We start from the raw sequence: 19,679 nt of genomic DNA on the forward strand, positions 1-19,679 counted from the left end.
ACCTCCACCTGGGGCTGCTTCAGCTGGCCTGCTCGCTGATCTGCTTCCGGCACCTGGATGCCATTCTGAAATGAGCTCTTATGCCGACACGCGTCGCGTCTGACCAAGGACCGCCTAGCCTCGCCTGCGTGTGATCCGTGCGCCCGGTCCGGGGTGGGGCCGGCACCCTGATGGCCTCGGCTACTGCTGATCGGCGGTGATGTCCTCATCCCAGTGACTGATTACATGCACGACGGAATCCCACATGTCAGGCAGCTCGCGGGAGCCGACGCTGCGCCCCAGCTGATCCGTGAACCGGACGGACAACGGCCAGTTGATGAGCGCACGGAACCTTGGCGGCGTCGGTCCGAGGAGCCGGTACCGGGTCATCTCCATGCCCGACGTCAAGGGCGTCAGAGGCTCGCGCGTCCATAAGATCTCGACCGGCATCTCCGGCTCGATGAGAACCACACGATGGCTGCCAGTCATGGGCAGGCAGGCAACGGCAGCATGTGGAGCTGCGAGCTTGTCGGCGTTGTTCACATGTGACGGAGCGAACTCCGGGCTGCTCCGTCGGGGTCTCTGCTGAGGTCTACTCCTGCATTGAGCTGGAGGCTCTCGATCAGGCCGACGTCGGTCGGCTCACGTTGGCGAGGGGCCCTCGTTGGGCCACTTCGAGGAACACCACGGTGCCGACCCATGCGCCGACCGGGACGCGATCCATCCGCGCAGGCTAGTGATCCCGCTTGATCCGTCGGGTAATCCCTGGACGCCGACGAGCGAGCCGTGCGCCTCCTGCGTCACGGTGCGGCACCACGAATGACCCTCCGCCACGGCACGCAGCGGGTCCGCGGCGAGAGTCCGGTCGCCTCCCCTGTGATGGTTGACCCCTGCTTGCCGACGGCGCTTCGATGTCGACCTGGGCCCGCGAAGTGTTGAGCCGCTGAGTCCGATCCGCACAGCGCGACGGGGGCACCCCAAAGACGAGGGTGCGCGACTGCCATCTCCACGCCCTGTCCGAGGAGCACCAGATGTCGGCGCCTACCGATCCCAGTCCCCGCACGACCGTCGTCGGTGCGGTACCCGCGCCGCGCGCGGAGGCCGACCTCACGGCGGTCCGCCCGTTCGGGGTGCACGTCCCCGAGGAGGCGCTGGCCGACCTGCGGCGACGCCTGACCGCCACCCGCCTGCCCACTCGGGAGTTGGTTGCGGATCGCTCGCAGGGCGTGCAGCTCGCGACCATCCAGGCGCTCGCCAGCTACTGGGCGACGGAGTACGACTGGCGCCGGTGCGAGGCGAGACTGAACGCGCTGCCGCAGTTCATGACCCAGATCGACGGCGTGGACGTCCACTTCATCCACGTACGGTCGCCGCACCCGAACGCACTGCCGTTGATCATGACGCACGGCTGGCCGGGCTCCGTCGTCGAGCTGCTCGGCTCCATCGGCCCGCTGACGGACCCGCCCGCGTACGGCGGAGCCGCCGAGGATGCCTTCGACCTCGTGCTGCCGTCCCTGCCGGGTTATGGCTTCTCGAGTGAGCCCACTGAGGTGGGGTGGGAGGCGGGCAGGGTGGCGCGTGCCTGGGCCGAGCTGATGAACCGCCTCGGCTACACCCGCTACGTCGCGCAGGGCGGCGATGTGGGCGCCCTGGTCACGGACCTGATGGGCCGCCAGGCGGTCGCGGGGCTGGCCGGCTACCACCTGAGCCTGCTCACGGCGGTGCTCGCGGTCGGCGATCGCCTGCCCAGGCAATCCGAACAGGAACGCACAGCTGCCGAGGCGGTCTCGACGTTCCGGCAGGACGGCTTCGGCTACTTCCTCCAGATGGCTACGCGGCCGCAGACGATCAGCTACGCCTTGCTGGATTCGCCTGTCGCGCTGGCGGCATGGTTGCTCGACCACGACACGGACAGCTACTACAAGATCTCCCGCGCGTTCGTCGACGGGCAGCCGGTGGGCGGGCTCACCCGCGAGAGCGTCGTGGACAACATCACGCTGTACTGGCTCACCGGAACCGCGGCGTCGGCAGCTCGCTCGTACTGGGAGGACGCGCGAGCGCTGGCCGCAGCACTGGCGAGCGGCCAGCCCCCTCCGGCTGTCACCGTGCCGGTCGGCTTCACGACCTTCCCCGGCGAGATCTGGGCCTCTCCGCGTAGCTGGGTCGAGGCCGTCTACCCCGACCTCGCCTACTTCAACGAGGCCGCCAAGGGTGGTCACTTCGCCGCCTGGGAGGAGCCCGAGATCTTCGCCGACGAAGTCCGGGCGGCGTTCCGTCCGCTCCGCTAGCAACGACGGACGCGTCGTGGAATCGAACTCGTCGCTCCTCGCCGCGATCAGGGAGGCGATCCGGGGCCCCGGCTGGGCACCCGGACGCCGTCCCGCGGGGGGCCATATGCCATCCCTGGACGGCGCCACGGAATGGCTGAACACCCCGCCGCTGACCGCGGAGGGGCTGCGCGGCAGGGTGGTCGCGGTCGACTTCTGGACCTACACCTGCATCAACTGGCTGCGGACCGCTCCCTACGTCCGTGCCTGGCACGAGGCCTACGGGGACGCCGGAGCGGTGGTGCTGGGCGTGCACACCCCCGAGTTCTCGTTCGAGGCGGCCATCGGCAACGTCCGACGCGCCGTAGAGGACCTGGAGGTCAGGTATCCGGTCGCCGTCGACAGTGGCTACGCCATCTGGACCGCCTTCACCAACATGTACTGGCCGGCTCTGTACGTCGTGGACGTCGAGGGCTCCATCCGCTTCACCCACTTCGGGGAGGGCGCCTACGCGGAGTCCGAGCACGTCATCCGACAGCTCCTGGCGGAAGCCGGTCGCGGCGACGCGCTGCCGCCACCAGTGACCGTCGAGGCCCACGGCATCGAGATCGGGGCGAACTGGGCGAAGCTCGGATCGGCGGAGAACTACCTCGGTGCGGAACGCACCGACAACTTCGCCTCTCCCGAGCGCGCTGCCGTAGGCACTCCGTGCCGGTACACCGTGCCGGCCAGGCTGGCGCCCAACGACTGGGCACTCGCCGGCTTGTGGACGGTGCAGCCGGACGCCGTGCAGCTGCAGGAACCCGGCGGGACGGTCGCCGTCCGCTTCCGGGGCCGCGACGTCAACCTCGTTCTCGCCCCGCCACCGGACGGCAGCAGGGCGGACTTCGTCGTCCGCCTCGACGGGCGGCGGGTCGGAGGTGACTCCGGGGACGACGTCGACGACGACGGCGGCGGCACGCTCGTCGAGCCGCGGCTGTACCAGCTGATCCGACAGCGCGGACCGATCACCGACCGCACGTTCGAGATCAGCTTCCACAACCCCGGCGTGCGTGCCTTCGCCTTCACCTTCGGCTAGGTGTAGTGACCACGAGCGTTGTTGACGGCGGAGCGGACTGAGACAGCAGGAGGACCTCCGGGCGAAGGTGTAGTTGCTGACGCCTCACCGACGACCCGGAGGTCCCGTGTCTCACGCTAATGCCCGCCTGACGGTCTATGGCCGGGCTGAACTCGTCCGCCGGGTCACCGAGCAGGGCCGCCCGGTTGCGCACGTCGTGCAGGAGCTGAACATCTCGCGCGCCACCGGCTACAAGTGGCTGCGCCGTTGGCGCGAGGAGGGCCTGGCGGGACTGGTCGACCGGTCCAGCCGAGCACACCGGCTGCCGCGCAAGACCGCGGCCACCGTGGAGGCTCAAGTCCTCGCCCTACGGTCGGCGCGCAAGCTGGGCCCGGCGCGGATCGGTCCACTGGTCGGGCTGGCGCCCTCGACCGTGCACGCAGTGCTGACCCGGCACGGCATGCACCGTCTGGCCTGGCTTGATCGGCCGACCGAGCAGCTCATCCGCCGCTACGAACGCGCCCGACCGGGCGAGCTGGTGCACGTCGACGTGAAGAAGCTCGGAGCCATTCGTGACGGTGGCGGCTGGCGCGCCCACGGTCGTGGGTCTGCCCAGGACTACCACAGCCGCGACGAGCAGCTGGCCGGGCGCCGGGTCGGCTACGACTACGTGCACTGCGCGATCGACGACCACACCCGCCTGGCCTACGCCGAGATCCACCGCGACGAGACCGCCACCACCTGCGCCGGCTTCCTGCGCGCGGCCGCCACCTTCTTCGCCACCGTCGGCATCGACCGGATCGAGCGGGTGATGACCGACAACGCGATGGCCTACCGGCGCAGTCACGCGTGGCGCGAAGCCCTGCTCGAGCTCGGCGCCACGCCGCGCTTCACCCGCTCCTACCGGCCGCAGACCAACGGCAAAGCCGAACGGTTCAACCGCACTCTGGCCGAGGAATGGGCCTACATCCGACCCTTCACCAGCTCCGCCGACCGCGCCGCCGCCTTGCCCGGCTGGCTACACACCTACAACCATCACCGCAGCCACATCGCACTCGGCGGACAACCACCGATCAGCCGCATCACCGTCAACAACGCTGCCGGGCATTACAGCTAGGCCGCCCCTGCACCCGTCAGGAGGGAGGAATACGGATGTCCATCATCTCTCGTGGCTTCCGCGGACGACGCGAAGCCGGCACCAGCGACCGGGTGCCCCCGGGTCAGTACGTGACACGCGACTTCCCGGTCCTGTCGTTCGGCCCAACCCCGCACACGCCGCTGGACCGATGGGACTTCTCGATAGTCGGCGAGGTGGACCAGCCGCGCCGCTGGACGTGGGACGAGTTCCGCACGCTCCCCAGCGAGGAGATCACCCGCGACATCCACTGCGTGACCAAGTGGACGAAGTTCGACACCGTCTGGCGGGGCGTGGCCATCGAGACGCTGCTCGACGGCGTCGAGACATCTGCGGATCACGTCGTCCAGTACAGCGACGGCGGCTACACCACGAACCTGCCGCTCGACGACCTGCTCGATGGCAAGGCGTGGGTCGTCTTCGAGTACGAGGGCGAGCCCCTCGCACCGGCGCACGGCGGGCCTGCTCGGTTGCTCGTGCCGCACCTCTACTTCTGGAAGAGCGCCAAGTGGGTGCGCGGCCTGCGGCTCCAGTCGGTCGACGAGCCGGGCTTCTGGGAGACCAACGGCTACCACAACTACGGAGACCCATGGCGGGAACAGCGGTACTGGGGCGACTGACCTGGCGGGTGGCGGACGTCGTCGACGTCGTCACGGAGACGCCTCGGGTGAGGACGCTCGTCCTCGACGTCCCCGGCTGGCCGGGTCATCGGGCGGGGCAGCATGTCGACGTCCGGCTGACCGCCGAGGACGGCTACCAGACCCAGCGCAGCTACTCGATCTCCTCGGCGCCGGACGGCGAGCGGATCGCCCTGACCATCGTGCGGGTCGACGACGGCGAGGTGTCGCCGTACCTGACCGGGCTGCAGCCAGGGGACCAGCTTGAGCTGCGCGGGCCCGTCGGCGGCTACTTCGTGTGGGAGCCCGACCACGGCGGACCGCTGCTGCTGTGCGCCGGCGGCTCGGGCATCGCGCCGCTGATGGCGATGGTCCGACTGCGTGCCGCGGTCGGCAGCGACGTGGACACCCGCCTGCTCGGCTCCTTCAAGAGCCGGGACGACGTCATTTTCCGTGCGGAACTCGAACAACTGGCCGGAGGCGGGCTGACCGTCGTGCACACGCTGACAGCGTCCCGGCCGCCGGGGTGGAGCGGCTACGCACGCCGTGTCGACACGGACATGCTGGCGGAAGTGGGCCCCGGTCCGGCCGCCCGGCCGCACGTCTTCATCTGCGGGCCGACGCCGTTCGTCGAGTCAGTGGCCGAGGCCCTGGTCTCCCTCGGGCACCAGCCGCAGCGGATCAAGACCGAACGCTTCGGTCCGACAGGAGGGTGAGATGGACGAGACGATGCTCGACGGGAACGCCGTCGCCGGACTCCTCCAGGACCTGTTCGTTGTCGACATGACCTTGGCGATGGCCATGTGCGCCGGGTGTGGCACTCCCTCACCGATCGGTGCGACGCACGTCTACCGGGGCGCCGGGTACGTCCTCCGCTGTCCCTACTGCAAGCAGGCCATGATGACGCTGGTCGAGGGCGACCAGGGCGTGATGGTGGGCTTCCCGGGGATCCGGATGCTGCAGATGCCGGTCGCGGCGTCCTGAACAACGGAGGTTCCACGCTGTCCCTCAGCTCCAACCATCGGACCCCCGTCCGAGCCGGAGCCACGGGTAGAACGGGGCCGCGGCGGGATGTCCCGGGCAGTTGCGCACGCGGCGGCGTGTGCAAACTCGGCGCAGTTCGTGTGCAGACCCGGCGCATGGACTCGGAAACGGGGCTGTTCACCTGCTGGTTTGCTTTTCGCCAGGATCCCACCCCTGGAGTTCGATCACGGAGGGCCCGGTCACACGACCGGGCCCTCTGTGCGTCTGCGCCCGCCGGCGACCGGAGCCGGTCGGAGAGAACCGGCGGGCCAGGAGACGGTGACAGGCGGCCGGGGGGCGGTAGGACGTCGAGGTGGACACGGCGCCCCTGATCGGGCGGGACGACGCCATGGCCGCCGTCCGGGCCGCCGTCACTCGCGCCCGGGAGGGGAGCGGCGGAGTCCTGCTGGTCGTCGGCGAGGCCGGGGTGGGGAAGTCCCGGCTGCTCACCGAGGCAGTCCGGCTGGCTCGCCGCGACCGGGTGCACGTCCTGTTCGGCCGGGCCACGGAGTCCGGCGGCGCCTACCGGCCGCTGATCGAGGCGCTGCTCCGCGGCGGCGCGGACGACCTCGATCCGGGAACCGTGCCGGCGCCGTACGGCGCCGCGCTGGGTCGGCTGCTGCCCGGCTGGGCGACCGGCGGAGGACACGGGCCGGAACCCAGCGTGGACCCGATGCTCGTCCTGGGCGAGGCCGTGACCCGGATCCTGGACGTGCTCGTCGGTGGGCCCTGCCTGCTCGTCCTGGAGGACCTCCACTGGGCCGACGCCGACACGTTCGTGCTGCTGGAGTACCTCGCCGACCGCCTGCACGACCGGCCCGTGCTCGTGGCGGCGTCGGCGCGCGACGACGAGCCGGCGGCTGCGGCGGTGGACCGGTTGGCCGCTGGTCCTCGTGTCCACACGGTGACCTTGTCTCGGCTGAGTTCGGGCGAGCTCGCCGCCCTCGCCGGTACGCGGGCGGCCGGCCGGTTGCGAACGGACGAACTCGCCGCTCTCGTCGTGCGGGCCGACGGGCTGCCGCTGCTGGCCGAGGAGCTCGTGGACGAGGCGGTACGGACCGCCACCGCCTCGACGTCGACCCCCGTTCCCCGGACGATGACCGCGCTGGTGCGCCGTCGGGTCTCCCTGCTCCAGCCCGATGCCCTCCGGTGCCTGAGCGCGGCCGCCGTGGCCGGAACCGATCCGGACTGGGAGCTGCTACCGGCCGTGGTCGGGCAGGCGGAGGACGTCGTGCTCGCCGCGGCCCGGGCCGCTGCGGACGCTCACCTGCTGCGCGAGGACGCCGGCCGGCTGCGGTGGCGGCACGCGCTGATGCGCGAGGCCGTCCTCGGGGGCCTGCTCCCGCCCGAACGAGCCGCCCTGGCACGGAGAGTCGCCGAGGCTCTGCTGGCGCGCGGCCGGCCCGACGACGTCATCCGCGCCGCCGAGCTCCTCGCCGCGGGCGGCGAGCGGGGGCGAGCCGCGACCCTCTTCCTGGAGCTGGCACGGCAGGACCGGAGGAGGGGGGCGCTCCGTCGCGCCGAGGAGCTGCTCGACCAGGCCGCGAGCACCGGCGCCGCCCCGGGGGCGGTCGCGGTCGAACGGGTGACCCTGCTGACGGCGACCGGTCGCATCGGTGACGCGCTGGGGGCGGGAGTGGCGGCCCTGCCCGCGACGGCGGGCGAGCTGCACGCGGAGCTGTGCCTGCGGCTGGCCCGCACGGCGGTGACGGCCCGGCGGTGGAGGGACGCCGAGGCCTACGTCGAGCGGGCCGGGCGCCCCGCCGACCCGCGCTCGCTGCTGCTGGCGGCCGACGCCGCGTTCGGCGCCGGCGACGTCGAGCGCGCGGGCCCGCTGGCCGCGGCCGCGGTGACCGGTGCCGAGCGCTCGGGTTCGCCGTCCGTGCTGTGCGAGGCCCTGGACATCGCCGGTCGCGTGGAGCGGCTGCGCAGCCCACCGGCCGCGCGGGCCGCCTTCGCCCGCGCCGCGCAGGTGGCCACCGAGCACGGGCTCGTCCCGGAGCAGGTCACCGCCCTGATCGGTCTGGGCACGGTGGAGCTGCTGGAGCACGAGGCCTCCGAGGCGCTGCCCCGGGCACGGGACCTGGCCGCGGCGGCGGGACTGCTCGGGTCGGCCAGCGCCGCCGACGTGGTCCTGTTCGACTCGATCGTGGTGAAGGACGGCCCCCGGGCCGTCGAGGCGCGGGCGCGGGCGCTCCTCGAGCGGGGGACCCGGCTGCACATGCCGGAAGTGCAGGCCGGCAGCGCGTACGGGGTCGCGCTCGCCCGGGCCTGGGTGGGGGACCCGACCGGCATGGAGGCGGCGCTGGCCGCGCTGTCCGGAACCGCGGTCTGGCCGGACGCGGGACCGCTCGAGGCGTACGTCCGTGCCGTTCCCCTGCTCCTGGCCCACGACCTCCCCGGTGCCAGCTCCACGCTGGACGCGGGCGTGACCCGTCTCGTGGCACACCGCGTGGCCGCGCCGCTGCACCAGTTCGGGCTGTGGGCGCTGCTCCGCACCGTGGTCGACGACCGGGGAGCAGCGGCACGGGAGGTCCTGTGCGGGCTCCCCGCCGCCCTGCGTCCGGCCAACCGTGGGGCCCTGCTCTACGCCGACGCCGTCGACGCCGGACGCGCGGGCCGGTGCGACGAGGCCGTGGCGCTGTTCGGCCGTGCAGAGCCCCACCTCGCCCGGGTGCCCTGGCTGCACCGGCTGTTCCGACTGCTGGTCCTGGAGGCCGCGGTCACCGACGGCTGGGGCGATCGGGTGCCGCTGCTCCGCGCCGACCTGGCCGAACACGAGCGGGCCGGCGACCACCAGCTGGCCCGCACCTGCCGCGACCTGCTCAAGCGGGCCGGCGCGCCCACGCGGCGCGGCCGTGGGACGTCGTCCGTGCCCGGCGCCCTCCGCGCCGCCGGCGTAACCAGCCGCGAGATGGACGTCCTCGGCCTGGTGGCAGCGGGGTTGACCAACGCGGAGATCGCCGGGCGGCTGTACCTCTCGCCGCGCACGGTCGAGACCCACGTGGCCAGCCTGCTGGCCAAGCTGGGCGCCGCCGACCGCGGCCAGCTCCGCAGCCGGGTCGCGGCGCCGACTCCGTAGCCGGGTCGCGGCGCTCAGCTCCGTAGCCGGGTGCGGCGCTCAACTCCGTAGCCGGGTGCGGCGCTTAACTCCGTAGCCGGTACGGATCCGACGGCGGGTCCCGGCGGCGACCGTGGGAGGACCACATCCCCACGGACAGGGAGAGCAGGTCGTGGTGTCACACCTCGAGCAGTACGACGTCGTCGTCGTCGGCGCCGGCCCCGCCGGCCTCACCACCGCTGCCGGCCTGGCCCGTGCCGGCATCCGGGTCCTCGTCGTGGAGAAGCACCCCGGTACGTCGATCTTCCCGAAGGCGGCCGGCGTCCGGCCGCGGACCATGGAGATCCTCCGGTCCTGGGGCCTGGACCAGCGCGTGTACTCGGCCGGGCAGGACGTCCGGCTGGAGCTGGGGATCGCCCCCGTCCTGGCCGCTCCCGTGGTCGCCGTGGAGTCGCTGGGCGCACCCGCCGCCCAGTACGTCTCCACGATGAGCCCGGCGCCGTTCGCGTTCGTCCCGCAGGACCACCTCGAACCGGTGCTGCTCGAGCACGTGCAGGACCGCGGCGGGCACGTGCGGTTCGGAACGGAACTGGTCGGCTTCGAGGTCGACGGCGACGGCGTGCGGGCGACGCTCCGCTCGCGGTCGGGGTCGGCCGCCGAGTACGACGTCCGCGCCCGGTACCTCGTCGGCGCGGACGGCCCCCGGAGCACGGTCCGCCGTGCCCTCGGCATCGAGATGGAGAGCCTCGGTTCGGAGGGCCGGCAGCTGACGGCGCTGTTCGGCGCCGATCTCGGGAGGGTGGTCTCCGATCCGCCGTTCGCCCTGTACTGGGTGACCAGGCCGGGGGCGGAGGCGCTCTTCGTCGCGTCGGGACGGGACCGGTGGGGGTACGGCTGGGAGCCGGGCGACGGCGACCCGACGACACCCACGCCCGAGCAACTGGTCGAACGCATCCGCGCCTCGGCCGGTCTCCCGGAGCTCGACGTCGAGCTGCAGGGCACGTTCGAGTGGGTCTTCGGCGCCGAGATCGCCGCACGGTTCCGCAGGGGGCCGGTCTTCCTCGTGGGCGACGCGGCCACCCGGACCTCGCCGCGGCGGGCCACCGGCATGAACACGGGTGTGGCGGCGGCGCACAACCTGGCGTGGAAGCTCGCGTGGGTGCTGCGCGGATGGGCCGACGAGGCACTGCTCGACACGTACGAGGAGGAGCGACGCCCGGTGGGCTTGGCCAACGCCCTGCGGTCACTGCAGCAGCGGGAGGGAGCGCACGAGGCGTCGGGCCTCGAGGACTTCGGCGTCACCTATGTCTCGGCCGTCATCGCGCCGACCGAGCACGTCGAACCACCGGCGACGGTCGGCGAACGCGCCACCCCCGGTCGCCGTGCACCGCACGCCTGGCTGGACGTGACCGGTCGCCGGGTGTCCACCCTCGACCTGTTCGACGGGCGGCTGACGCTGCTCACCGGCTCGGCGGGCGGCGACTGGTGCGCTGCCGCCGAACGGCTGGCGTCGGGAGGCCTGCCGCTCGCGGCGTTCAGGTTCGGACCGGACCTGCCCGACCCGGACGGCTCCCTCGCCCTCCGGTACGGCGTCGGAGTGCGGGGTGCGGTCCTCGTCCGTCCTGACGGGTTCGTGGCGTGGCAGGCCCCCGTCCCGTCGGGCAGTCGGGCGAGGTCGCTCGGCGCCGCGGTCTCGCTGGCCACGGGTCGGGCGGAGGCAACCGACGTCGCCGGCCTGTCGGCCTGAGTTCCGCCGGCTCACGCAGCTCCATCACGGAGGGCCCGGTCACCCGACCGGGCCCTCCGTGCGTCTGCGCCCGTGGCGGCAGGATGAGCACGTGAGCGCCCTCGCCGACTTCCTGCTGGCCCGCATCGCCGAGGACGAAGCGATCGCAGTCCAGCTCGCCGAGCTCTGGGCCAAGGTCACCGACGCCGACCGCGCCACGCTCGACCCCGGGGTGCGCGAGGGCATCGACTCGGTCTTCGCCGTCGCCGACGGGGCACCGGCCGACGGTGTACCGGACCGCCTCCTGGCCGAGTGCGACGCCAAGCGGCGCATCGTGGCCGGGTACCGAGGGTGGGAGGAGCGGCTGTCGGCCACCCCGGGGAGCGACCCGCTCCGTCGCGAGCTGCACGCAGCCTGGGCCGCGACCGGCGACGTCCTGCGCCTGCTGGCTCTGCCGTACGCCGCGCACTCGCAGTACCGCGAGGAGTGGCGGCCCTGAGGCACCGGGCGCACCGGCGCGTGACGACGTCGACCGTCGCGCCGCTCCACGCCGTCGTCGGTCAGCCGTTGATCACCTGCGGCACGGCCACCGACTTGAGGCCCTCCGCGCCGAACTCCAGCCCGTAGCCGGACTTCTTGACCCCGCCGAAGGGGATCATCGGGTGCACGCCGCCGTGGGAGTTGATCCACACGGTGCCGGCCTCGAGCCGGGCGGCCACGGCGCGGGCCGCCTCGCGGTCACTGCTCCACACCGAGGCCCCGAGGCCGACGTCCAGCGCGTTGGCCATGGCGACGGCGTGGTCGAGGTCCTCGTAGCGGACGATCGGCAGCGCGGGGCCGAACTGCTCCTCGGCCACCAGCGGGTTGTCGTCGTCCACGTCGCTCACGATCGTGGCCGGGTAGAAGTGGCCGGGGGCGTCGGGGTCGGGGTCGCCGCCGAGGAGGACCTTGGCGCCGGCCTCGCGCGCGGCGTCGACCAGCCGGGCGACGATCTCGTACTGCGCGCGGTTCTGCAGCGGGCCGAGCACGTTCTGCTCCTCCAGCCCGCGGCCCATCGGCATCTCCCGCGCGGTCTCGACGAGGGCCTCGCAGACCTCGTCGTAGACGTCGGCGTGCACGTACAGCCGCTTGAGCGCGGCACACGTCTGGCCGGTGTTGATGAAGGCGCCCCAGAACAGGTCCTGCGCGATCGCCCGCGGGTCGACGTCGGGCAGCACGATGCCGGCGTCGTTGCCACCGAGCTCGAGGGTCAGCCGCTTCACGGTGTCGGCCGAGCTCCTGATGATCGCCTGGCCGGTGGCGGTGGAGCCGGTGAACACCAGCTTGTCGACGCCGGGGTGCGCCGACAGCCGCGCGCCCACGTCGCCGCCGCCGGCGACGGCCGTGAGCACGTCGTCGGGCAGCACGCCGTTCAGCACGTCCACCAGCGCCAGCACGCTCAGCGGGGTGTACTCCGACGGTTTGACCACGACGGTGTTGCCCATCCGCAGGGCGGGGGCGACCTGCCAGATGGTGATCATCATCGGCCAGTTCCACGGTCCGATGGCGCCTACGACGCCGACCGGCCGGTAGCGCAGCTCGGCGTGGGTGTCGGCGTCGTCGAGCACGGTCTCGACCGGCAGCTCGGTGGCCGCGGTGGCGCGCAGCCAGGCGGCGCAGGCGCCGACCTCGAAGCGGGCGTTGGGGCCGTTGAGGGGCTTGCCCTGCTCACGGGACAGCAGCTCGGCGAGGGGTTCGGCCGCCGCCTCGACCGCGTCCGCCGCGCGCAGCAGCAGGTCGATCCGGTCGGCGTCGGTGCGGGCGGCCCACGCCGGCTGGGCGGCGCGGGCGCGGGCGACGGCGCCGTCGAGGTCCTCGACCGAGTGGCCGGGCGCGCGGCCGACGACCTCGCCGGTCGCCGGGTCGAGGATCTCGCGGCCGTCGGGGTCGGTGACGCCGGCCAGCAGGGTCTCGTAGGTGGTCATCGTGCCCTTCGGTGTGGTGGGGGAGGCGTGCTGCGCTTCGGGAACGGCGGGCAGGCTCACCGCGCCGCCTGCACGCGGCCGGTGACCTCGCCGAACGACAGCCGGGTGCCGTCCGGCCCGGGGGCGGTGGCGCTGATGACCACCTCGTCGCCGTCGGCGAGGAACGTGCGGGTGGAGCCGTCGGCGAGGGTCAGCGGTTCCTTGCCGCCCCAGGACAGCTCGATGAACGACCCGCGCTGGTCGCGCTCGGGGCCGGAGACGGTGCCCGAGGCGTAGAGGTCGCCGGTGCGCAGGGAGGCGCCGTTGACCGTCATGTGCGCGAGCTGCTGGGCCGGCGTCCAGTACAGCTGCCCGAACGGCGGGCAGCTGATCAGCTCGCCGTTGAGCCGGACCTCGAGGGTGAGGTCCAGGCCCCAGGGGGAGTCGGTGTCGTCGAGGTAGGGCAGCAGCGGCACGTCGCGGGCCGGTGCCGCGACCCGGGCGGCTTCCAGCGCGGCCAGCGGCACCACCCAGGGCGAGACCGAGGTGAGGAAGGACTTGCCGAGGAACGGCCCCAGCGGCACGTACTCCCAGGCCTGGATGTCGCGGGCGGACCAGTCGTTCACCAGGCAGACGCCGAAGACGTGCTGCGGGAAGTCGGCCACGGGCACCGGCCGGCCGAGCTCCGACGGCGTGCCGACGACGAAGCCGACCTCGGCCTCGATGTCCAGCCGCTGGGAGGGGCCGAACGTCGGGGCGTCGTCGGCCGCGCCCTTGCGCTGCCCGCTGGGCCGGACGACGGGGGTGCCCGAGACCTGCACGGTGCCGGAGCGGCCGTGGTAGCCGATCGGCAGGTGCTTCCAGTTCGGCGTCAGCGCCGCGGAGTCGGGCCGGAACATCGTCCCGAGGTTCTCCGCGTGGTGCTGCGAGCTGTAGAAGTCGACGTAGTCGGCCACCTCCACCGGCAGGTGCATCGTCGTCTCGGTCCGCGGCACCAGGTGCGGCTGCACCGTCGCCCGGTGCGCCTCGCCGGTGAACCACTCCGTCAGCTGCGCCCGGAGGTCCGCCCACGCCTGCGGGCCGCGGGCCATGAAGGCGTTGAGCGAGCCGGTGGCGTGCACGCCGTCCCCGGTGGCGGCGGCGAGGTCGAGGACCGAGTCCCCGATCGCGACGCCGGTCCGCGGCGCGCTGCCGGGTGTGGAGAAGACGCCGTAGGGCAGGTTGCCGAGCCCGAAGCCGGTGCCGGGAGGGAGGTCCAGCCACGGCCTCGGGGTCCCCGCGGAGACGTGGAGCGCCGGCGGAGCGTCTTCGTGGGGGTTGCTCATGCCGAAGGCCCCCGCCCCGACCACGTCCAGGCGTAGCTGCCGTCGTCTGCGGCGGTGCCGGCCTCGCCGAGGTCCAGCGGGCGGAAGGTGTCGACCATGACCGCGGTCTCGTCGAAGAACTCCACCCCGAGGGACTTCTCCACCGCACCCGGCTGCGGGCCGTGGGCGTGCCCGCCGGGGTGCAGGCTGATGGAGCCCTTGCCGATGCCCGAGCCCTTGCGCGCCTCGTAGTCGCCGTCGACGTAGAACATGACCTCGTCGGAGTCGACGTTGGAGTGGTAGTAGGGCACCGGCACCGCGAGCGGGTGGTAGTCGACCTTGCGCGGCACGAAGTTGCAGACCACGAAGTTGGCGCCCTCGAAGACCTGGTGCACCGGCGGCGGCTGGTGCACCCGGCCGGTGATCGGCTCGTAGTCGGCGATGTTGAACGCGTAGGGATAGAGGCAGCCGTCCCAGCCGACCACGTCGAACGGGTGCTCCGGGATGACGTGGACGGTGCCGGCGAGCCCGCCGGGGCCGGGCCCGCGGTGCTTGACGTACACCTCGACGTCGCTGCCCTCGGCGGTCAGCGGCTGCACCGGTGCCCGCAGGTCGCGCTCGCAGAACGGGGCGTGCTCGAGGAACTGACCGTAGCGGGACAGGTAGCGCTTGGGCGGGGCGATGTGGGAGTTGGCCTCGATCGCGTAGGTGCGCAGCGGCTCGGCGCCGGTGGGGATCCAGCGGTGGGTGGTGGCCCGCGGCAGGATCACGTAGTCGCCCTGGCCCACGTCCAGGGCGCCGAACACCGTCTCCACGGTCGCGGCGCCGCGCTCGACGTACACGCACTCGTCGCCGGTGGCGTTGCGGTAGTACGGCGAGGTGGCCGAGGACACCGCGTAGGAGATGCGGACGTCGGCGTTGCCCAGCACCAGCCGCCGGCCGGTGACCGGGTCGGTGGCCTTGTGCTCCTGGTCGGGGAACAGGTCGTGCAGCTTCAGGTGCCGGGGCACCAGCGGGCTGTTGGCGGTCAGGGTCTGGTCGGGCAGCTCCCACGGCCGGGCGTCGACGATCGCCGAGGGGATCCCGCGGTGGTAGAGCAGGGAGGAGTCCGAGGAGAAGCCCTCCTCGCCGATCAGCTCCTCGGAGTACAGGCCGCCGTCGGGACGGCGGTGCTGGGTGTGCCGCTTCGGCGGGACGCTGCCCACCTGTCGGTAGAACGCCATGGGGTGCCTCCTGCGGAGAGGGCAGAAATGGCCATTTCTGCCCCTGGGTCGGTCGGGTTACGCGGGGACGGGGCTGGGGACGGGACGGGCGAGCAGCCGGGACACCGCGGGGGCGACGTCGGCGGCGCGGGTCAGGACGGCGGCCACGTGGCCGTCGGGGCGCAGCACCCAGATCTCGTCCGGGCGGACGTCGAGGGCCTCCCGGAGCGTGGGGCCGGGATCGAGGTCGCGAACGCGGTGCACCGCAACGGGCACGTCGCCGAGCGGGACCTCGGGCAGCGGCGCGTCGTCCCCCACGAGCACGGTGACGCCGGACCGGGCGAGCTGGCGCAGCCGGACGACGTCCGGCCGGCCGGGCACGGTGACCGGGCAGTCGGGCACCAGGACGCCCGGCGCGGGCACCGGGACGTCGCCGCGGGCGGGCCGGCCGGGGAAGGGGCGGCGCTCGTCGGGCGTGGTCAGCGGGGAGTCGACGTACCAGAAGGGCTCGGCCAGCCGGCCGGAGTCGACCTCGGCCCGGGCGGCGGGATCGGTCGCGGCCCGTTCCAGGACGTCGAGCCGGTGCCGGGCGTCGGCCTCGCTGCCGGGCACCAGGAACCGCATCGTCGCCCCGGTGACCTCGATGTTCTCCAGCGCCGCCGCGTGCCGCTCGTCGTGGTAGCTGTCCAGGAGCGACTCGGGCGCCCAGCCGCGGAGGACGAAGGCGATCTTCCAGGCGGCGTTCTCGGCGTCGAGCACCCCGGAGTTCAGCCCGCGGGCGCCGAAGGGGGAGACCAGGTGCGCCGCGTCGCCGGCGACCAGCACCCGGCCGACCCGCATCCGGTCGACCACCCGGGAGTGGAACCGGTAGACCGACTTCCACACGATCGCGTAGTCGCGGTCGCCGATCACCTGCCGGATCCGCCGGTCCAGGCCGCCGGAGGCCTCCTCGGCGGCCAGGTCGAAGTCCGGCGGCACCTGCCAGTCGATGCGGAAGGTGGAGTCCGGGCAGGGGTGGATGAGCACCTGGCGGCCGGGGTTCCACTCCGGGTCGAAGTAGAAGCGGCGCTCGGTCTCCCAGCCGGGGAGATCGGTGCGGATGTCGCAGATGAGGAAGTAGTCCTCGAACGTCTCGCCCTCGAAGGAGAGGCCGAGTGCGGCCCGCACCTCGTCGCTGCGCGGCCCGGAGCAGGCGACGGCGTAGGACCCGCGCACGGACTGCCCGTCCGCGCAGGTCACCGTCACGCCGGTGTCGTCCTGCCGGATGCCGGTGACCCGGTGCCCCCAGCGGACGTCGATCAGCGGCTCGGCCGCGATCCGCTCGTCGAGCAGCCGCTCGGTCTCGCACTGCGAGATGTTCACGAACGGCGGGAACGGGGACTTCCCGCGGTCGGCGAACTGGAAGTTGAACAGCTCGCGGTCGTGGTGGAAGGTCCGCGCCGTGGTCCAGGTGACGCCGCGGCGGGCCACCTCCGCGCCCACGCCGACGGCGTCCCACACGTCGATCACGTCGCGCTGCTGGCAGATCGCCTTGCTGCCGATCATGTCCCGTTCGGGGCGGCCGTCGAGGACCACGACCGGCAGGCCCCACCGGGCCAGCAGCAGCGCGGTGGTCTGGCCGACCGGACCGGCGCCGATGACCAGCACGGGGGAGGTGGGGGTCATCGAGGGCCTCATCCCTGCAGCTCGTCCCAGACCTGGCGGTCGCGCTCGGCGGTCCAGATGACCGGCCGCTCGATGCCGGAGTACTCGTCCCAGAGCCGCTGCACGTCGAAGGGCAGGCAGTGCTCGAAGATCGGCCAGTTGCCGTACTTGGGGGCGAGGGCCTCGTGGGTGGCGGCGAAGGCGTCCTTGAGGGTGCCGCCGGAGCGGTGCGCGTCGCCGACGGTGCGCTGCATGGTGAGCAGGAAGTCGCGGGTCTGCTCGATGGCGGCGTCCACCTGGTCGCGGCCGCGGGCGATGGCGCCCCGGCCGCCGATGAGCGTGCGCGCGCCGAGGGCCTTGACCCGGTCGAGGGTGCCGGCGGCCCAGTCGAAGTGGAACGCGTCGCCGGTGTAGAGGGCCGCCTGGGACTCCACCAGGTCGCCGGCGAAGACGATCTCCTGCTTGGGCAGCCAGGCGACGATGTCGCCCTCGGTGTGCCCGCGGCCCAGGAACTCCAGCACCAGCTCGCCGCGGTCGCCGCCGAGCTCGATGGTCAGCTTGTCGCGGAAGGTCATCGTCGGCCAGGTCAGGCCGGGGATGGACTCCGGCTCCTCGAACAGCCGCGGCATCCGGCCGTACTCGCTCTCCCAGTCCTGCTGGCCGCGCTCCGCGATCAGGTCGCGGGTCTGCTCGGAGCTGACGATGATCTCGGCGTCGAAGGCGCTCGCGCCCAGCACGCGGACGGCGTGGTAGTGGGACAGCACCAGGTAGCGCACCGGCTTGTCGGTGTGCTCGCGCAGCTTGGCCAGCCAGCGGCGGGCGGCGACCGGCGTGGCCAGCGCCTCGAAGCAGACGAGGAAGTCCTCGCCCTCGATGGCGCCCAGGTTCGGGTCGCCCTCCGCGGTCAGCGCGTACACGCCGTCGGCGAGCACCTCGAGGGTCTGCTCCTTCACGCCCAGGTCGGCGGAGGAGGCGAAGGGCTTGGCGGCCATGGAGGCTCCTGATCCGGTGTCGTTCGATAAACGAGCGGTACGTTCTCTTACAGGTACAACGGTACGCAGGGGTGGTGCGCGACACAAGGGGCGGTGTCGACTGTTTGTGGCTGGGACGCCGACGCCCGGGCCGCCGAGGGATCTCGGCGGCCCGGGCGTCGCTGTGAGCGTCTCCGGCGTCAGGTCGAGTGCCGCCAGCGGCGGCCGGAGCGGGAGATCAGTGAGTTGGCTTCCGGCGGACCCCACGTGGCCGCCTGGTACAGCGGGATGGGCCGCTCGTCGCGGGCCCAGTACTGCATCACGGGGTCGACGATCCGCCAGGACCGGGCGACCTCGTCGGCGCGGATGAAGAGGGTGGGGTCGCCGATCAGGGCGTCGAGGATGACCCGCTCGTAGGCGTCGGGCGACTCCTCCTCGAAGCTCTGGTAGGAGAAGTCCATCGACGCCTTCTGCACCCGGAAGGCGTGCCCGGGCACCTTCGCGCCGAAGCGCAGGCTCAGTCCCTCGTCGGGTTGCACGCGCACGACGAGGGCGTCGGGCTCCAGCCCCTCGGCCGTGCCGGGGAACAGCGGGAGCTGCGGGGGGCGGTGGAACTCCATGGCGACCTCGGTGATCCGCGCGGGCAGCCGCTTGCCGGTCCGCACGTAGACCGGCACCCCGGTCCAACGCCAGTTGTGCACCTCCAGCCGCATCGCCACGAACGTCTCGGTCGCGCTCAGCGGGTCGACCCCGGGCTCGTCGCGGTACCCGGGCATGAGGTCCTCGCGGGTGCCGCCTCGGGTGTACTGCCCGCGCACCGCGTTCGCCGCGATCTCGGCCTCGTCGTCCAGCGGCTGGATCGCCCGCAGCAGCTTCACCTTCTCGTCGCGGATCGCCTCGGCGTGGAACGAGGTGGGCGGTTCCATGAGAAAGAGCGAGAGGACCTGCAGGACGTGGTTCTGGACGATGTCGCGCATCGCGCCCGTGGTCTCGTAGAAGCCGCCCCGCTCGCCGACGCCCAGGGTCTCGGCGACGGTGATCTGCACGTTGTCGACCCAGGTCCGGTTCCAGATCGGCTCGAAGATCGAGTTCGCGAAGCGCAGCGCGAGCAGGTTCTGCACGGTCTCCTTGGCCAGGTAGTGGTCGATCCGGAAGATCTGCTCCTCGACGAAGGCCGACGAGAGGTCCGCGTAGAGCTCCCGGGCACTGGTCTCGTCCCAGCCGAACGGCTTCTCGACGACCGCGCGGACGAAGCTGTCGCCCTCCGGCACGGACAGGCCGGCCTTGCCCAGGCTCAGCGCGATCGGCCCGAACAGGCGGGGTGGCGTGGCGAAGTAGTGGACCCGGTTGCCGGCGGTCCCGTGCCGGGCGTCGCACTCGGCCAGGACCTCGGCCAGCCGCGAGTAGGTGGCCGGGTCGTCGTAGCCGCCGTGGACGTAGCGGGCTGCCGCGGTCAGGGCCTGCCACCTCGGGTGCCCCTCGCCGGCCGCGCTGCGACGGCAGAGGTCGCCGAACTCCTCGTCGGTCATGGGCGTGCGGGCGACGCCGACCAGCGCGACCTCCGGAGGGAGGGCCCCGTAGCCGGCCAGCCGTTCGAGCGCGGGCAGGAGCTTCCGGGCGGTGAGGTCCCCCGAGGCGCCGAAGATCACCAGGACACAGGGTGGCGAGCGGCGATCCGCATCGACGTTCATGTGCGGGGAGCATGCCGCGATCGGCACACCACGGACAGGCCCTGCTCCCCGGCCGGCTG

At 72.8% G+C, this 19,679-nt stretch carries 16 protein-coding genes; 9 read left to right on the forward strand and 7 right to left on the reverse strand.

What is annotated here, in order from left to right; all coding sequences use genetic code 11:
• Nucleotides 1–180: 180 nt before the first annotated feature.
• On the reverse strand, nucleotides 181–522 hold the full coding sequence (locus MY520_RS06995; RefSeq protein WP_436691360.1) for a hypothetical protein: 342 nt from the start codon (nucleotides 520–522) through the stop codon (nucleotides 181–183).
• 488 nt (nucleotides 523–1,010) lie between these two features.
• Between MY520_RS06995 and MY520_RS07000 the strand changes: the two genes are divergently transcribed.
• From MY520_RS07000 to MY520_RS07040, 9 genes are all read left to right on the forward strand, one after another.
• Nucleotides 1,011–2,267 carry an epoxide hydrolase family protein gene (locus MY520_RS07000; RefSeq protein WP_436691361.1) on the forward strand — a complete coding sequence of 419 codons (1,257 nt, stop codon included), beginning with the start codon at nucleotides 1,011–1,013 and terminating at the stop codon, nucleotides 2,265–2,267.
• A 106-nt stretch (nucleotides 2,268–2,373) separates the two neighbouring features.
• Complete coding sequence (locus MY520_RS07005; RefSeq protein ID WP_436691362.1) at nucleotides 2,374–3,324, forward strand: redoxin domain-containing protein; 951 nt, start codon at nucleotides 2,374–2,376, stop codon at nucleotides 3,322–3,324.
• A 106-nt stretch (nucleotides 3,325–3,430) separates the two neighbouring features.
• On the forward strand, nucleotides 3,431–4,420 hold the full coding sequence (locus tag MY520_RS07010) for an IS481 family transposase (protein ID WP_436691485.1): 990 nt from the start codon (nucleotides 3,431–3,433) through the stop codon (nucleotides 4,418–4,420).
• A gap of 35 nt (nucleotides 4,421–4,455) precedes the next feature.
• Entirely contained in the window at nucleotides 4,456–5,058 is a 603-nt protein-coding gene (locus MY520_RS07015) for a sulfite oxidase-like oxidoreductase (RefSeq protein ID WP_436691363.1), read from the forward strand.
• Nucleotides 5,028–5,771 carry a ferredoxin reductase gene (locus MY520_RS07020; RefSeq protein WP_436691364.1) on the forward strand — a complete coding sequence of 248 codons (744 nt, stop codon included), beginning with the start codon at nucleotides 5,028–5,030 and terminating at the stop codon, nucleotides 5,769–5,771. The genes MY520_RS07015 and MY520_RS07020 overlap by 31 nt, the downstream gene beginning before the upstream one ends.
• Nucleotide 5,772: 1 nt before the next feature.
• Nucleotides 5,773–6,039 (forward strand): DUF6510 family protein, encoded by a 267-nt coding sequence (locus tag MY520_RS07025; protein ID WP_436691365.1) that lies wholly within the window; start codon nucleotides 5,773–5,775, stop codon nucleotides 6,037–6,039.
• Between the two features lie 352 nt (nucleotides 6,040–6,391).
• Complete coding sequence (locus tag MY520_RS07030) at nucleotides 6,392–9,160, forward strand: ATP-binding protein (protein ID WP_436691366.1); 2,769 nt, start codon at nucleotides 6,392–6,394, stop codon at nucleotides 9,158–9,160.
• Nucleotides 9,161–9,311: 151 nt separating this feature from the next.
• Nucleotides 9,312–10,886 (forward strand): FAD-dependent oxidoreductase, encoded by a 1,575-nt coding sequence (locus MY520_RS07035; protein WP_436691367.1) that lies wholly within the window; start codon nucleotides 9,312–9,314, stop codon nucleotides 10,884–10,886.
• Nucleotides 10,887–10,977: 91 nt separating this feature from the next.
• Nucleotides 10,978–11,364: a DUF6221 family protein gene (locus MY520_RS07040; RefSeq protein WP_436691368.1), complete on the forward strand. Its 387-nt coding sequence runs from the start codon at nucleotides 10,978–10,980 to the stop codon at nucleotides 11,362–11,364.
• Nucleotides 11,365–11,425: 61 nt separating this feature from the next.
• Here MY520_RS07040 and MY520_RS07045 read toward each other — a convergent pair whose 3' ends face one another.
• The 6 genes from MY520_RS07045 to zwf all read right to left on the reverse strand — a co-directional run bounded on the left by MY520_RS07045 (nucleotide 11,426) and on the right by zwf (nucleotide 19,620).
• On the reverse strand, nucleotides 11,426–12,889 hold the full coding sequence (locus MY520_RS07045) for an aldehyde dehydrogenase family protein (RefSeq protein WP_436691369.1): 1,464 nt from the start codon (nucleotides 12,887–12,889) through the stop codon (nucleotides 11,426–11,428).
• Nucleotides 12,886–14,133, reverse strand: a complete 1,248-nt coding sequence (gene fahA / locus MY520_RS07050; protein WP_436691370.1) for a fumarylacetoacetase — start codon at nucleotides 14,131–14,133, stop codon at nucleotides 12,886–12,888. The genes MY520_RS07045 and fahA overlap by 4 nt, the downstream gene beginning before the upstream one ends.
• Nucleotides 14,130–15,335 (reverse strand): homogentisate 1,2-dioxygenase, encoded by a 1,206-nt coding sequence (locus tag MY520_RS07055; RefSeq protein WP_436691371.1) that lies wholly within the window; start codon nucleotides 15,333–15,335, stop codon nucleotides 14,130–14,132. The genes fahA and MY520_RS07055 overlap by 4 nt, the downstream gene beginning before the upstream one ends.
• Before the next feature lie 57 nt (nucleotides 15,336–15,392).
• On the reverse strand, nucleotides 15,393–16,979 hold the full coding sequence (locus MY520_RS07060) for an FAD-dependent monooxygenase (RefSeq protein WP_436691372.1): 1,587 nt from the start codon (nucleotides 16,977–16,979) through the stop codon (nucleotides 15,393–15,395).
• Between the two features lie 8 nt (nucleotides 16,980–16,987).
• On the reverse strand, nucleotides 16,988–17,950 hold the full coding sequence (locus MY520_RS07065; protein WP_436691373.1) for an MBL fold metallo-hydrolase: 963 nt from the start codon (nucleotides 17,948–17,950) through the stop codon (nucleotides 16,988–16,990).
• 179 nt (nucleotides 17,951–18,129) lie between these two features.
• Nucleotides 18,130–19,620 (reverse strand): glucose-6-phosphate dehydrogenase, encoded by a 1,491-nt coding sequence (zwf, locus tag MY520_RS07070; protein WP_436691374.1) that lies wholly within the window; start codon nucleotides 19,618–19,620, stop codon nucleotides 18,130–18,132.
• Nucleotides 19,621–19,679: the final 59 nt, after the last annotated feature.

The organism is Geodermatophilus sp. CPCC 205506, from assembly GCF_051383635.1.
Taxonomy (GTDB): Bacteria; Actinomycetota; Actinomycetes; order Mycobacteriales; family Geodermatophilaceae; genus Geodermatophilus.